At 74.6% G+C, this 14656-nt stretch carries 12 protein-coding genes; 6 read left to right on the forward strand and 6 right to left on the reverse strand.

What is annotated here, in order from left to right:
• Positions 1 to 29: 29 nt before the first annotated feature.
• A complete protein-coding gene (locus OKX07_RS09725; protein WP_265631699.1) occupies positions 30 to 1421 on the reverse strand; it encodes a TrkH family potassium uptake protein in 1392 nt (463 codons plus the stop codon).
• Between the two features lie 242 nt (positions 1422 to 1663).
• On the opposite strand from OKX07_RS09725, the gene OKX07_RS09730 reads away from it, so the two are divergent.
• Positions 1664 to 2815, forward strand: a complete 1152-nt coding sequence (locus tag OKX07_RS09730) for a DUF4118 domain-containing protein (protein ID WP_265631700.1) — start codon at positions 1664 to 1666, stop codon at positions 2813 to 2815.
• Positions 2812 to 3486, forward strand: coding sequence for a response regulator (locus OKX07_RS09735; RefSeq protein WP_265631701.1), 675 nt, complete (start codon positions 2812 to 2814; stop codon positions 3484 to 3486). The genes OKX07_RS09730 and OKX07_RS09735 overlap by 4 nt, the downstream gene beginning before the upstream one ends.
• 18 nt (positions 3487 to 3504) lie before the next feature.
• Here OKX07_RS09735 and OKX07_RS09740 read toward each other — a convergent pair whose 3' ends face one another.
• From OKX07_RS09740 to OKX07_RS09750, 3 genes are all read right to left on the reverse strand, one after another.
• Positions 3505 to 5154 carry an ABC transporter permease gene (locus OKX07_RS09740; protein ID WP_265631702.1) on the reverse strand — a complete coding sequence of 550 codons (1650 nt, stop codon included), beginning with the start codon at positions 5152 to 5154 and terminating at the stop codon, positions 3505 to 3507.
• Positions 5151 to 6077: an ABC transporter ATP-binding protein gene (locus tag OKX07_RS09745; RefSeq protein WP_265631703.1), complete on the reverse strand. Its 927-nt coding sequence runs from the start codon at positions 6075 to 6077 to the stop codon at positions 5151 to 5153. Before OKX07_RS09745 ends, OKX07_RS09740 begins: the two co-directional genes overlap by 4 nt.
• A 76-nt stretch (positions 6078 to 6153) precedes the next feature.
• Complete coding sequence (locus tag OKX07_RS09750; protein WP_265631704.1) at positions 6154 to 6828, reverse strand: TetR/AcrR family transcriptional regulator; 675 nt, start codon at positions 6826 to 6828, stop codon at positions 6154 to 6156.
• Positions 6829 to 6951: 123 nt separating this feature from the next.
• Between OKX07_RS09750 and aspS the strand changes: the two genes are divergently transcribed.
• Positions 6952 to 8739: an aspartate--tRNA ligase gene (gene aspS, locus OKX07_RS09755; protein ID WP_265631705.1), complete on the forward strand. Its 1788-nt coding sequence runs from the start codon at positions 6952 to 6954 to the stop codon at positions 8737 to 8739.
• The gene (locus OKX07_RS09760; RefSeq protein ID WP_265631706.1) at positions 8736 to 9503 is read left to right on the forward strand and encodes a GNAT family N-acetyltransferase; all 768 of its coding nucleotides are present in this window, start codon (positions 8736 to 8738) and stop codon (positions 9501 to 9503) included. Before aspS ends, OKX07_RS09760 begins: the two co-directional genes overlap by 4 nt.
• On the opposite strand, the gene OKX07_RS09765 is transcribed toward OKX07_RS09760, so the two are convergent.
• Together OKX07_RS09765 and OKX07_RS09770 are read right to left on the reverse strand one after the other, a co-directional pair.
• The gene (locus OKX07_RS09765; RefSeq protein WP_265631707.1) at positions 9500 to 9967 is read right to left on the reverse strand and encodes a DUF2809 domain-containing protein; all 468 of its coding nucleotides are present in this window, start codon (positions 9965 to 9967) and stop codon (positions 9500 to 9502) included. The genes OKX07_RS09760 and OKX07_RS09765 overlap by 4 nt on opposite strands.
• 31 nt (positions 9968 to 9998) lie before the next feature.
• Positions 9999 to 12230, reverse strand: a complete 2232-nt coding sequence (locus tag OKX07_RS09770) for an MMPL family transporter (RefSeq protein WP_265631708.1) — start codon at positions 12228 to 12230, stop codon at positions 9999 to 10001.
• Between the two features lie 108 nt (positions 12231 to 12338).
• Between OKX07_RS09770 and OKX07_RS09775 the strand changes: the two genes are divergently transcribed.
• The gene (locus tag OKX07_RS09775) at positions 12339 to 13751 is read left to right on the forward strand and encodes a replication-associated recombination protein A (RefSeq protein ID WP_265631709.1); all 1413 of its coding nucleotides are present in this window, start codon (positions 12339 to 12341) and stop codon (positions 13749 to 13751) included.
• 248 nt (positions 13752 to 13999) lie between these two features.
• Positions 14000 to 14626 carry a 30S ribosomal protein S4 gene (gene rpsD / locus OKX07_RS09780; RefSeq protein ID WP_265631710.1) on the forward strand — a complete coding sequence of 209 codons (627 nt, stop codon included), beginning with the start codon at positions 14000 to 14002 and terminating at the stop codon, positions 14624 to 14626.
• The last annotated feature ends 30 nt before the right edge of the window (positions 14627 to 14656 follow it).

Genomic DNA, 14656 nt, shown 5'->3' on the forward strand with positions numbered 1-14656 from the left:
AGCAACTAACATTCACCATGAGGAAGAGGTCATCCGACCAGAGGTCGACCCTCGGGGCGTCGGAAGAGGCGACCGCGCTCGCGGAGCACGAGCGCGGAGGCCAGCGTCACGGGCCCGAGGCGTCCGGCGAACATCAGGCCCACGAGGATCAGCTGGTGGCCGGGGGCGAGGTCCGCCGTGATCCCGGTGGAGAGCCCGACCGTCGCGAAGGCCGAGATGACCTCGTACAGGATCTGGTCGAGGGTGTAGGGGCTGGTCATGGCGATCGCGACCGTCGGCCCGACGACCGCGGCGACGCTGAGCAGCGCCACGGCGAGCGCCTGACGGATCGTCTGCGGGGACAGCCGACGATCGAAGAGGGTGACGTCCGGGTCGCCGCGCAGCTCGGCGACGATCGCCACGAGCAGCACCGCGAACGTGCCGACCTTGATGCCGCCGGCAGTCCCCGCGCTGCCGCCGCCGATGAACATCAGGACGTCCGTGCCGAGCAGCGTGCCGGTGTTCATCGCCCCGACGTCGACGCTGTTGAAGCCGGCGGTGCGCGGCATCACGGCCTGGAAGAACCCGGCCAGCACGCGCCCTGCCGGGTCCAGGGCCCCCAGAGTCCGCGGGTTCCCCCACTCGGCGACCGTCATGAACAGCGTGCCCCCGACCAGCAGGAGACCGGTCATCACCAGGGTGAGCCGGGTGTGCACGCTCCAGCGTGCGGGTCGCCGGTGCTGACGCAGGACCTCGAGGATCACGGGGAACCCCAGCCCGCCGAGGATCACGGCTGCCGCGATCGGCAGGCAGACCCACGGGTCGGTCGCGAAGCCGACGAGGTTGTCGCTGAAGAGCGCGAAGCCGGCGTTGTTGAACGCCGACACGGCGTGGAAGACCCCCAGCCACAGGCTCCTGGCCACGGGCACGTCGTACGCCGTGTGGAACCGTGCCGCGAGCACGAGCGCCGTGACGGCCTCGACCGCCAGGCTCACCCGGGCCACGCCGAGCAGCACCGTCCGGACGTCGCCGAGGCCCTGGCTCTTGGTCTCGGTGGCCGCGAGGAGCCGCGAGCCCAGACCGAGCCGGCGGGAGATCAGCAACCCGAGCAGCGACGCGAGCGTCATGATCCCGAACCCGCCGACCTGGATCAGCACGAGGATCGTGACCTGACCGAACGGCGACCAGGCGGTGGCGGTGTCCACGACCGCGAGCCCCGTGACGCACAGCGCCGACGTCGCCGTGAAGAGCGCCTCCAGCGGGCGGGCACCTCCCGGACCGGTGCGTGCGACCGGCAGCATGAGCAGCACGGTCCCGACGGCGATCCCGACCGCGAAGCCCGCCACGACGGTCCGGGCGGGGTGGTGGATGCCGAGCCGCCGCCGCGGACGTGGCCTGCCGGGCACCGGACGCCGGGGGCGCGCGTCGAAAAGGGCGACCATGAGCCGGGGTACCTCTGCTGCCGGGACCCGGACCGGGGCGGTCCGCCGCGCCGGCAGGACGCCGGTGCGACGTCGGACTCTAGGCGTCACCGGTACGGCCGGCGCCGGACGAAGCGGGCGCCGGGCATCAAGATTTCGTCAGGATCGACGCCCGCCCGTCCGCGACGCCCGCCCGACCGGGACGTCGCCCGTCGCCGTCGCTCGGGCCGGGTGGCGGCGCCGGGTGTGCGAGCCTGGGCGACGTGCCGAGCCGGGGGAGTGCGCGCGAGCTGGTCCGGGGCGTCCTGCCCGGTCGCGTCGCGCGCCGTCGTCGTGTCGCCGGGTTCGCCCTGGCGCTGCTGGGCCTGCCCCTGGGCAGCGTCCTGCTGCTCGCCGCGCGCGACCAGGCCGCGCTGGGCAGCGTGCTGCTGGTCTACCTGCTGGGGGTGGTCGTCGTCTCGGCCGTCGGCGGGCTGCTGCCGGGGCTCGTCTCCGCGGCGGCGTCGTTCGCGCTGGCGAACTGGTTCTTCACCCCGCCGTTCCACACCCTGACCGTGGCGCGCCGCGACACCCTCGTCGAGCTCGTGGTCTTCGCAGCCGTGGCGGTCGTGGTCGCGGCGACGGTCGAACTCGCCGCCCGCGACCGGCAGCGCTACCAGCACGACCTCGACGTCCAGCGCGCGCGCACCCGCGAGCTCGCCGCGGCGGACCGGGTGCGGGCGGCGCTCCTCGCATCGGTCGGGCACGACCTGCGCACGCCCCTGGCCAGCACGAAGGCGGCGGTGAGCAGCCTGCGGCAGCCCGGCGTGCAGTGGCCCGACGACGCCCGTGCCCGGCTCCTGGAGACCATCGAGGACTCGACCGACCGCCTGACGCGGCTCGTCGCGAACCTGCTGGACATGACGCGCCTGCGGTCGGACGCCGTGACGGTGCGGACGACCGCGGTCGCGCTCGACGAGGTCGTCTCGCGCGCCGTCCTGCACGAGCACCTCGCGCACGTCGACGTCGTCGTCGCGGACGACCTGCCGCTGGTGGTGGTGGACCCGGGCCTCCTCGAGCGCGTCCTGGAGAACCTGGTCGAGAACGCCGTCCGCTTCAGCCCTCCCGGCGTCCGCGTCGAGCTGCGCGCCGACGTCCGCGACGCCGGCGCAGCCGAGGGTGCAGCGCCCGGGGGAGCGCCACCGAGCGTCGAGCTCGCGGTCGTCGACCACGGCCCCGGGATCCCGCCCGAGCGCTGGGAGCAGGTCTTCACCCCCTTCCAGCGGCTCGACGACCGCGACGCCGGCTCCCACGTCGGTCTCGGCCTGGCGATCGCGCAGGGGCTGAGCGAGGCGATGGCGGTCCGGCTGAGCCCGTCCACGACACCGGGAGGCGGCCTGACGATGACGCTGCGCCTCCCCACGGCCGCACCGTGACGCGCCTGCTGCTGGTCGAGGACGACGCGGCGCTCGTCGGCATCCTCGAGCTCACGCTCCCGGCCCACGGCTTCGAGGTGCACGCGACTGGCCTCGGCGGCCACGCGCTGCACGTCGCGCGGACGTTCCAGCCCGACGTGGCCGTCGTCGACCTGGGCCTGCCCGACGTCGACGGGCTCGAGGTCGTCCGCGCCCTGCGCGCCCTGTCGGACATCCCCGTCCTGGTGCTGTCCGCCCGCGACACCCAGCACGACAAGGTCGGTGCCCTGGACGTCGGCGCCGACGACTACGTGACCAAGCCGTTCGGCATGGACGAGCTCCTCGCGCGCCTGCGCGCCGCGCTGCGCCGGGTGGCCCCCGGCGACCGGGCGATCGTGTTCCGCACCGACCACCTCACGATCGACCGGGCGGCCCGCCGTGTCGAGCGCGACGGTGCACGCGTGCACCTCACGCCGACGGAGTGGGGCGTCCTGGAGGTCCTCATGCGCCACGGCGGACGCGTGGTGGCCCGGCACGACCTGCTCCGGGAGGTGTGGGGTCCCCAGTACGTGGACGAGGCCGCCTACCTGCGGGTGTACGTCGCCCAGCTGCGTCGCAAGCTCGAGGAACGTCCCGCCACCCCGCGGCACCTGCTCACGGAGCCAGGGGTCGGCTACCGGTTCGAGCCGTGAGCACGCCGTGCGTCGGCCTCACGCCGCCAGGTCCCGGCGACGCAGCGCGACGGCACCCGCCGCGACCAGTGCGGCCGCCACGAGCGTCAGCAGCGCCAGGGGAGCGACGGTGACCGGCTCGGCAGGCGCCAGGGGGACCAGCGAGAACGGCGCCGCGTCCAGCACCGCGGGCGGCAGGTCGAGCAGCGGCCCGTAGATCCCGACGACGATCGAGGCCACCAGCAGCACCCAGAGCCACCACGTGCCGGCGCGCAGCCCGTGCGCCAGCGCGGCCAGCCCGACGAAGCACAGCACGACCGGCAGGTAGGTCAGCGCGGCCAGGGTGAACTCGCCGACGAGGTCCCCGTCGCCGACCGCGCTCGCGGCCCCGGCCCCGAGCGCCAGGCCGGACACCAGCAGCAGGGTGGCCGAGCCCAGCAGCGTCACCCGGAGCGACGCGCCCAGCCATGCCGCGCGGCTGACCGCCGCGGCCAGGACCACGCCCGTGCGGCCCTCGTCCTCCTCGCGGTTGAGGTGGTTCACCGCGACGACCCCGTACACCGCCACGGCCATGGCGAAGAACGCGAGGAAGGCGGCCAGGGTCGAGCGCAGCACGTCGCCCCCGTCCGTGCCGCCGAAGACCTGGGCGAGCTCGGGCTGGGCCTCGAACCCGTCCACGACCCCCTGCGCCATCGACCCGGTCAGTCCGGCGAACACGGCCAGCCCCACGGCCCACCACACGATGGTCGCGCCCTCGGTGCGCAGCAGCAGGCCCGTGGGGTGCAGCAGCCCGCGACGTGCGGTCGCGCGACCCCGTCGGGCCGGGAGGAGGGCGGCGCCGACGTCGCGACGACCCACGAGGGTGAACGCCACCGCGACGAGCGCCACGGCCACGACGACGCCGAGCAGCAGCGGCCACCAGCGCAGATCGACGAACGCGCGGGTCTGCTGCGCCCAGCCGACGGGCGATGCCCAGGACAGGGCGCTGCCACCCGGCCCCGCGGCGTCGCCGACGCCGCGCAGCACGTAGGCCAGACCCAGCAGCCCGCCCGCCATGCCCGACGCGGTGCGCGCGTGCGCCCCGAGCTGGGCCGTGACCGCGGCGACGGAGCCGAACACGAGACCGACCACGGCGGCGCCCGCGGCGACCGCCAGGGAGTCGAGCGGCGCGAGGTCGTTCGCGACCAGGGCGGCGAGCAGGACGGCGGCGACCGCCAGGTTCGCGATCACGAGCAGGCCCAGGGCCGCGGCGAGCGGTGCGTCGCGCCCGACGGCGCCGGCGCGCACGAGGTCGGAGCGGCCGGTCTCCTCGTCCGCTCGGGTGTGGCGCACGACCAGCAGGAGCGACATCAGCGCGACCGCCACGGCGATCATCCCGAGCAGCTCGTTGGCGATCATGACGCCGAGCGTGTAGTCGTCCAGGCCGTAGCCCGGACCCGTCATGAAGGCGCCCGAGGGCTCGCGCATGATCGCGGCGCGCGTCTCCAGCGCGGCGGCGTCCGGGTAGGCCGCGGGGATCGCCGCGGCCATGTAGCCGACGAGCGCGGCGACGCTTCCTGCCCATACCGCGATGCGGACGCGGTCGCGACGCAGCCCGAACCGCAGCAGGCGGCCCGTGCCGGTGAACGTCGAGCCGCCGGCCGGGCCCCTGCGGGGCGTGGTGGTGCGCGTGGGTGTGAGCGTGGTCATCGTGCACCGCCCGTCGTGCCGGTCGCGCCGGCTCCCGTCGTGGCGCCGTCGTAGTGGTGGATGAACAGCTCCTCGAGCGTCGGGGGGGTGACCGCGAGGTCTCTGATGCCGGCGGCGGCCAGCACGCCCATGACGCGGGACAGGGCGGTGTCGTCGACCGTGAACGTCAGGGTCCCGGAGTCCGCGACGACGTCGTGCACGCCGTCGATGCGGCCGACGGGGTCCGGGTCCTGGGTCGTGGTGACGCGGACCGTGCTGCGCGTCAGGTGGCGCATCTCGGCGAGCGTGCCGCTCTGGACCGTACGGCCGGCGCGGATGATCGTGACCCGGTCGCACAGCTTCTCGACCTCGGCGAGGATGTGGCTCGAGAGCAGCACCGTGGTGCCGCGGGCGGTCGCCTCGGTGACGCACTCCTGGAAGGTGCGCTCCATGAGCGGGTCCAGGCCGGACGTCGGCTCGTCCAGCACGAGCAGCTCGGCGTCGCCGGCGAGGGCCGCGACGAGCGCGACCTTCTGGCGGTTGCCCTTGGAGTAGGTCCGGGTCCGGCGGGTCGGGTCGAGGTCGAACCGCTCGAGCAGCTCGGCCCGTCGGCCCGGGTCGGGCCGCCCGCGCAGGTGGGTGAGCAGGTCGATGACCTCCCCGCCCGTCAGCTGCGGCCACAGGCTGACGTCGCCCGGGACGTAGGCCAGACGTCGGTGCAGGGTGACCGCGTCGGCCCACGGGTCGGCGCCGAAGAGCCGGACGGTGCCGGCGTCCGCGCGCAGCAGGCCGAGCAGGACCCGGATGGTCGTGGACTTGCCGGAGCCGTTCGGCCCGAGGAACCCGTGGACCTCGCCGGCCGCGACCGTGAGGTCGAGCTCGTCGAGGGCGCGGACGGTGCCGAAGGACTTGGTCAGAGCCTGCACGTCGATGACTGAGGACATGGTTCTTCGCTCTCTCTTGCTCATTCGTGGAAGGCGGCCGGAACGGGTCGTCGGCGAGGCGTCGCGCCTCGCCGGATCAGGCGCTGCGTGCAGCGTCGGGCCCGCTCGGCGGATCGCTCACGTAGAGCAGGTACGCGTCGAGCATCGTGTTGTCCGTCATCAGGCCGTGCGTGAAGAGCTCGACGGCCGGCAGCATCATCCGGTCCCGGTAGCCGTGCAGCAGGCCGACCAGGTCGGTGGGGTCGGTCGGGGCGTTCAGGGTCAGGTCGAGCAGCAGCGCGCCCAGGCCCTGCACCGTGAGGTACCGGGCGCGTGCCTGCTCGTCGCGGCTCGGCCGGATCGTGCCGGCCGCGACACCGTGCGCCAGGTAGACCTCGGCGTCCGCGACGAACTGGTCGACGAAGTGCCGGGCGAGGTCGCCGCCCGCCTGCAGGCTGCGCAGGGCGTACCCGACGACGGACGCGTGCTCGTCCATCGAGGCCAGCTGCAGGAGCAGGTCCGGCGCGCTCGTGGAGGCGAGCGCGCGCTCTTTCGCGTCGCGGACGGTCGCCAGCACGTGGGCGTCGCACGCTGCCCGCAGCCCGTCCTTGGATCCGAAGTGGTGCAGGATCAGCGCCGCGCTGACGCCCGCGTCCTCGGCGACGACGCGCAGGCCCACCCCGAAGCCGTCGCGGGCGTAGCGCGCGACGGCGGCGTCGCGGATCCGCGCACGTGCGGTGAGGTCCTCGACGGCGGAGCGTCCTGAACGCATGTTCCGTATGCTAAACGAGCGTTCAGGCCCAGGGCAAGGGTATGAGCCGGACCCGGCAGGCCCACGCCTCTATGATCGTCGCGGCGCCCGACCGGGCGCAGACCCCGACCTGAAGGACCTTCCGTGCTGCGCACCCACACCGCCGGCTCGCTGCGGGCCGAGCACATCGGCACCACCGTCACCCTCACGGGCTGGGTGGACCGGCGTCGCGATCACGGCGGGGTCGCGTTCGTCGACCTGCGGGACGCCTCGGGCATCGCCCAGGTCGTCGTCCGCGACGAGAGCGTGGCGCACGGGCTGCGCGCCGAGTACGTGCTGCAGGTCACCGGTGAGGTCGGGCGGCGCCCCGCGGGCAACGAGAACCCGAACCTCGTGACCGGTGAGGTCGAGGTCGTCGCGCACGAGGTCGTCGTCCTCAACGAGTCCGCACCGCTGCCCTTCCAGGTCTCGGCGTCCGTCGACGAGCAGCCCGGTGAGGAGGCCCGCCTGCGCTACCGCTACCTCGACCTGCGCCGGCCGGCGCCGTCCCACGCGCTGCGCCTGCGCGCCCAGGTCAACCGCGCCGCCCGCCGGGTGCTCGACGAGCGCGGCTTCGTCGAGGTCGAGACGCCCACCCTGACGCGCTCGACGCCCGAGGGTGCCCGCGACTTCGTCGTGCCCGCGCGCCTGGCCCCGGGCTCCTGGTACGCCCTGCCGCAGTCCCCGCAGCTCTTCAAGCAGCTGCTCATGGTCGGCGGCCTGGAGCGGTACTACCAGATCGCCCGCTGCTACCGCGACGAGGACTTCCGCGCCGACCGCCAGCCGGAGTTCACGCAGCTCGACGTCGAAGCCAGCTTCGTCGACCAGGACGACGTCATCGAGCTCGCCGAGGCGGTGCTCACGTCCCTGTGGGAGCTCATCGGGGAGACCGTCCCGACGCCGATCCCGCGCATGACGTACGCCGACGCGATGCGCCGGTACGGCACCGACAAGCCGGACCTGCGGTTCGGCCTGGAGCTGAGCGACCTCACCGCGTACTTCGCCGACACCCCGTTCCGCGTGTTCCAGGCGCCGCACGTGGGCGCCGTCGTGCAGCCCGGTGGGGCGAGCACGCCCCGGCGCGGCTTCGACGCGTGGCAGGACTGGGCCAAGCAGCGCGGCGCCAAGGGTCTGGCCTACGTGACGATCGGCGAGGACGGCGAGCTCGGCGGTCCCGTCGCCAAGAACCTCACCGACACCGAGCGTGCGGGGCTCGCGGCCGCCGTGGGAGCCGAGCCGGGAGACGCGGTGTTCTTCGCGGCCGGCAAGCAGACCGAGGCGCGCGCGCTCCTGGGTGCGGCGCGCCTGGAGATCGGCCGCCGCGGCGGCCTGATCGACGAGGCCGCGTGGTCGTTCCTGTGGGTCGTCGACGCCCCGCTGTTCAAGCCCACCGGCGAGGACGACGACGTCGCGGTCGGCGGCGGCGCGTGGACCGCCGTGCACCACGCCTTCACCTCGCCGACCCCGGAGTGGATCGACCGCTTCGAGGAGGCACCGGGCGAGGCGCTGGCCTACGCGTACGACATCGTCTGCAACGGCAACGAGATCGGCGGCGGGTCGATCCGTATCCACCGCCGCGACGTGCAGCAGCGCGTCTTCGAGGTCATGGGGATCGGTGCGGCCGAGGCGCAGGAGAAGTTCGGGTTCCTGCTCGACGCCTTCGCGTTCGGCGCCCCGCCGCACGGCGGCATCGCGTTCGGCTGGGACCGCATCGTGACCCTGCTGACCCGGTCCGACTCGATCCGCGAGGTCATCGCGTTCCCCAAGTCCGGCGGCGGCTACGACCCGCTGACCGGTGCGCCCGCCCCGATCTCGCCCGAGCAGCGCCGCGAGACCGGCGTCGACGCCAGGGCCAAGGCCGACGCCACCGCGAAGGCCGCCGCGCAGGCGTGAGCGAGGAGCTCCTCGCCCGGCTGCCGGCCGCGCTGCGGACCCGGCGCGACGTCCTCGACTGCCGGGACCGGTGGGCCGGCGCCCGGGTGCTCGCGGCGACCACCGCCGCGGTCGTGCTCGTCGGGGACCGGCCCGCCGGACCCGAGGCGTGGGCGATCGGCGACGAGCACGACCTCGCGCGGCTCGTCGCCGACGCCCTGACCGGGTACGGGCCGGGACTGCGCTGGGCGACCGTGCCGCGGGCCGTGACCGTGCCGGACGACGCGCTCGCCGCGGCCGGCCTCGTGCCGGCGACCCGCTGGGACCGGCTCTCGAGCGACGTCCCCCCCGCGCGACAGCCGGGGGAGGAGGTCGTCGTCGGGCTCGACGCCCTGGGGGACCGGGCCGCGATCGACGTGTGCCTCGACGTCGCCAACCCGACCACGCACGCCCGCCCGGGCGCGCCCGACGACGCCGCCTGGTGGGGGGTCCGCGACGCCGCCGACCACCTGCTCGGCGTCATCGGGGTCGCGATGCGTCCCGGGACGCACGCACCCGTGATGCACCTGCACGGGCTCGGGGTCGTCCCCGCCGCCCGGGGCCGGGGGCTCGGCGCGGCGCTCGCCGCGACCGCGACCCGCCGGGCGCTCGCCGACGGAGCCCCCTGGGTGTCCCTCGGCATGTACGCGGACAACGTGCCCGCGCGCCGGGTCTACTCCGCGCTGGGATTCCGCGTCGACGTCGAGAACGCCGGTTACGGCCCTCCGGGAGCGACCCGCCCCTAGGCCGATGGGTGGGTGCGGTCCCGCCCGCCCGCGAGCACCCGCGCGAGCGGGCGTCGCCCCTGGCGGGTCCGGCGACGCAGGACGTCGACGGTCGCGACGACGAGCACGCCCGCGGCGTAGGCGAGCAGGTCCCACGCGACGAACGTCGAGCCCAGCACGTACGCGGCCGGGGGCCACGCCGCGACGGCCGCGGCCGGGACCGGGGTGAGCTGCGCGAGCTCCACGGCGACGCACACGGCGAGAGCCGACGCGGCAGCCGTCGCCGCGCGGGCGCAAGGGGCGACGAGGAGTGCGAGCAGGTGCACGAGAGCGGCGTACAGCGCACCGCCGGCGAGGTCGGCGGCGATGTCGTCCCCCTGCGACACCGCGAGCCCGGTGACGAGCACGGCAAGCGCGGCGACCGCGAGCGGCGTCCGTCGGCGCGCCGGGCGGGGCGCGCCGGAACGTGCGGGGGACGACGTCACGTGCGGACCGTACCCGTACCCGGCGCGTGCGTCAGTGGAGGATCGCGAACCGCTCGTACACCCGTCGCAGCGGCCGCGGGGCCCACCAGTTGGCACGGTCGAGGATCGTCATGGTCGCGGGTACCAGGAGCAGCCGCACGACCGTCGCGTCGATGAACACCGCGAACGCGAGCGCGAAGCCGACCTGCTTGATGACGACGAGGTCACCGGCGACGAAGCCCGCGAACACCACGACGATGATCGCCGCGGCCGACGTGATGATCCGGCCGGAGCGCTGCAGCCCCAGCCGCACGGCCCGGTCGGTCGCCATCCCCTCGTCGTGCAGCTCCTTCACGCGCGCCAGCAGGAAGACCTCGTAGTCCATCGCCAGCCCGAACGCGAACGCCGCGACGAGCGCCAGCACGTACGTCTCGATGCCGCCGGTCGACGTGAAGCCCAGCAGACCCTCGAGGTTCCCGTCCTGGAACACCCACACGAGCACCCCGAGAGACGCCAGGATCGAGAGCACGTTCGTCAGCAGCGCCTTGACCGGGATCACGACGGAGCCCGTCATGAGGAACAGCAGCAGCAGCGTGGCCGCCCCCACGATCCCCAGGGCGAGGCCGGCGCGGTCCACCAATGCCTGCGTGAAGTCGATCTGCGACGCCGCCTGACCCACGACCCACCGTTCGAACGGGGCGTCCAGGGAGCGGATCTCGCGCACCACGTCGGCGGCGACCGGGCCCCCGGGGTCCGTGGTGTCGGGCCGGACGCCGATGACGACGTGCGCGCCCAGCGCGGCGGGCGGGTCCACGGACTCGACTCCCGGCAGGTCCTCGACCTCGGCGGCCCACGCCGTCGCGTCCGCGAGCGACGTCGCGGCGACGACCGTGACCGCGGGCGACGCCGCCGCGGGGTAGTTCTCCTCGAGGTCCGACACGTACTCGCGCTGGGTCGTGCCCTGCGGCAGGAGCTCGAGGCCGCTGATCCGCAGCTCCATGCGCAGCAGCGGCAGGGCCAGCAGGGTCAGGAGCGCGACGCAGCCGAGCATCACCCACCACGGGTGGCGCTGCACGCGCCCGGCCAGAGCCGAGAACGCGCCCTCCTCGACCTGGACGTCCGACGCGCGTCGCAGCACCGGGACGCGCGTCAGCAGGCCCGGGCGGACCAGGCGGCGCCCGACCATCGTCAGGAGCGCGGGGACGAGCGTGATCGCGGTGGCCGCGGCGACCAGCACGACCGCGACGCCGCCGGCACCGATCGCTCGCAGGATGTCGGGGCGGAACACGAGCAGACCGGCGATCGACACCGCCACCGTCACCGCGGAGAACACCACGGTGCGGCCCGCGGTGGCCATCGTGCGCTCGACGGCCGCCACGACCGGGCCGTCGCCGCGGCGCCGTCGGCTGCCCGCACCGCCGTCGGCGTCGACGAGCCGGTGCAGCTCCTCGCGGAACCGCGAGACGATCAGCAGGCCGTAGTCGATCGACAGACCGAGGCCCAGCACCGTGACCACGTTGACCACCGACGCGTCGACGTCCATCACGTACGTGAGCGCGAGCAGGGCCCCCAGGCCCCCGGCGATCGAGGCGAGCGCCCCGGCCATCGGCATCGCGGCGGCGAGGAAGCCCCCGAAGACGACGATCATGATGAGCAGCGCGATCGGCAGCGCGACGATCTCGCCCGTGCGCAGGTCCTCCTCGACCTGCTCGGTGATCTCGTCCACGATCAGGTGCTCCGCGCCGACGACCCCGCGCACGTCGGGTGCGATCGGGCGCAGGTCGTCGGGGACCGCGCGCAACCGCTGCTCGACGTCGTCGAGCGCCCGCGCCTGCTCGTCGGCCAGGAGGTCCGGCTCGAGCTCGACCACGACGAGGAAGCCCTCCCCGTCCTGCGCGGTCAGCGGCGCCGCCGCCGGGTTCGTCACGCCCCCCGGCAGCTGCAGGGGATCGATGACCGACAGGACACCGGCGACGGCCGCGAGGTCGTCCCGCGCCGGTGCGAGGGCCTCGGCGAGCTCGGGATCGGTGGGGTCGAGGCCCGACAGCACGAGGTTGACCCCGGGCCCGGTGGTCCGCTCGTCGGCGAGGATCTGCTGGCCGCGGGTCGACTCGGCGCCCGGGACGCCCGGCGACCCGGTCGCCACCCGGTCGAACAGGTTCTCCCCGTGCAGGCCCTGGACCGCCGTGGCGTAGCCGACGACCGTGAGCACCAGCCAGACGACGACCGTCAGGCGCGGGTGGTGGGCGACGGTGCGACCCAGGCGTGCGAACACGCGGGTCATGCTCGCAGGTCGTCGGGTGGTCGCGCATGTCACGGCACCCGGCGGCGCGGTCGCGCACCACCGTGACCGGTGGTCGGCGCGTCACCGGCGGTGCGTAGGCTCGCGGTCATGGACCTGTTCGACGCGGTCTCCTCCACCGCGCAAGGGCTGCCCGCCCCCCGCGCGGGGGCACCGCTCGCGGTACGCATGCGCCCGAGCACCCTCACCGAGGTCGCCGGGCAGGCGCACCTGCTGGTGCCCGGCTCCCCGCTGCGTCGCCTCGTCGAGCCCGCCGACGAGGCCACGCGCCGCGCCGCGCCGACCTCCGTGATCCTGTGGGGCCCGCCCGGCACGGGCAAGACCACGCTCGCCTACCTCGTCGCCGCCACCTCCGGACGCCGGTTCGTCGAGCTCTCGGCCGTCACGGCCGGTGTCAAGGACGTCCGCGCGGTCGTCGAGGACGCCCGCCGACGCCTCGCCGCCGACGGCTCCGAGACCGTGCTGTTCATCGACGAGGTGCACCGCTTCACCAAGGCCCAGCAGGACGCGCTCCTGCCGAGCGTCGAGAACCGCTGGGTCACGCTGGTGGCCGCCACCACCGAGAACCCGTCGTTCTCCGTCAACTCCCCGCTGCTGTCCCGCTCGCTCCTGCTCACCCTGCAGCCGCTGACGACCGACGACGTGCGCACCGTCGTGCAGCGCGCCGCGGCCGACGAGCGCGGCCTGGCCGGCTCCGTCGTCCTCGACGACGACGCGCTGGACCACCTGCTGCGGCTGGCCGGCGGCGACGCGCGCAAGGCGCTGACGATCCTCGAGGCCGCCGCCGGCGCCGCGCTCGGCGACCACGACGGCACCGCGCCGACCGCGCCCGGGACGCCCGTCACCGTGGGGCTCGCGACCGTCGAGCGCGCCGTCGACGTCGCCGCCGTGCGCTACGACCGCGACGGGGACCAGCACTACGACGTCGTCAGCGCCTTCATCAAGTCGATGCGCGGCTCGGACGTCGACGCGTCCCTGCACTACCTCGCCCGCATGGTCGCCGCGGGGGAGGACCCCCGCTTCATCGCCCGACGCATCGTCATCGCCGCCGCAGAGGACGTCGGCATGGCGGACCCGAGCGCGCTGCAGACCGCCGTCGCCGCCGCGCAGGCCGTCGCGCTCATCGGGATGCCCGAGGCGCGGATCATCCTGGCCGAGGCCGTCGTCCACCTGGCGACCGCACCCAAGTCCAACGCCGCCTACGTGGCGATCGACCGGGCGCTGGCGGACGTGCGCGCGGGCCGGCTGGGCACCGTGCCGCCGCACCTGCGCGACGCGCACTACGCCGGGGCGCAGGGTCTGGGTCACGGTGCGGGCTACCGCTACGCGCACGACGCGCCGCATGCGGTGGCGGCGCAGCAGTACCTTCCCGACGAGCTGGCCGGGTCCCGCTACTACGAGCCGTCGGACCGCGGGTTCGAGCGGTCGGTGGCCGAGCGGCTCACGAGGATCCGCTCGATCCTCGACCCCGTACCGCCGGCGGCACCCGGCGACGCGGGCTGACCTCGGCATCAGGTAGTATCGACCGGTCGTCCGCCGTGCGCGGACGGCCGTGCTCGACCGTGATCCGCACCTGGATCCGCGTCGGTACGTGCAAGCAGCACCTGGGGCCCTAGCCCGTGGCACCGACCGTCCCCGGACGGTCAGGGCGCCGCACCGTGGTCGGCCCCACGCCCGCCGGAACCCTTTCCGTCCGGACCTCGTCCGGAGCGCGGGTGTGCTCGTCCTTCGACACGACAGGAAGTACCTCTGTGAGCAGTGTGACCCGCTCGCGTCGCCAGGTCCGCCTGAGCCGCGCGCTCGGCCTGGCCCTGACGCCCAAGGCCGTCAAGCACTTCGAGAAGCGCCCCTACCCGCCCGGCGAGCACGGCCGTGCCCGTCGTCGCACCGAGTCGGACTACGCGGTCCGGCTGCGCGAGAAGCAGCGGCTGCGTGCGCAGTACGCGCTGCGCGAGAAGCAGCTCGCCCGTGCGTACGAGAGCGCCCGCAAGGCCCCGGGCCTGACCGGTGAGGCCCTGGTCGAGGACCTCGAGACCCGCCTGGACGCCCTGGTCCTGCGCTCGGGCTTCGCGCGCACGATCCTGCAGGCGCGCCAGACGGTCACGCACCGTCACGTGCTCGTCGACGGCAAGATCGTCGACCGCCCGTCCTTCCGCGTGAAGGAGGGCCAGACGCTCCAGATCAAGCCGAAGTCGCAGGCCACCGTGCCGTTCCAGGTCGCCGCCGCCGGCGCGCACCGCGACGTGCTGCCGAACCTGCCGGGCTACCTCGAGGTCCAGCTCGAGAAGCTCAGCGCCACGCTCGTGCGTCGCCCCAAGCGCGCCGAGGTCCCCGTGACGTGCGAGGTCCAGCTGGTCGTCGAGTACTACGCCCGCTGACCTACGCCCGACGAACGCCCCGCCGCGCAC

The sequence above is a fragment of the Cellulomonas sp. S1-8 genome (assembly GCF_026184235.1).
Taxonomy (GTDB): Bacteria; Actinomycetota; Actinomycetes; order Actinomycetales; family Cellulomonadaceae; genus Cellulomonas.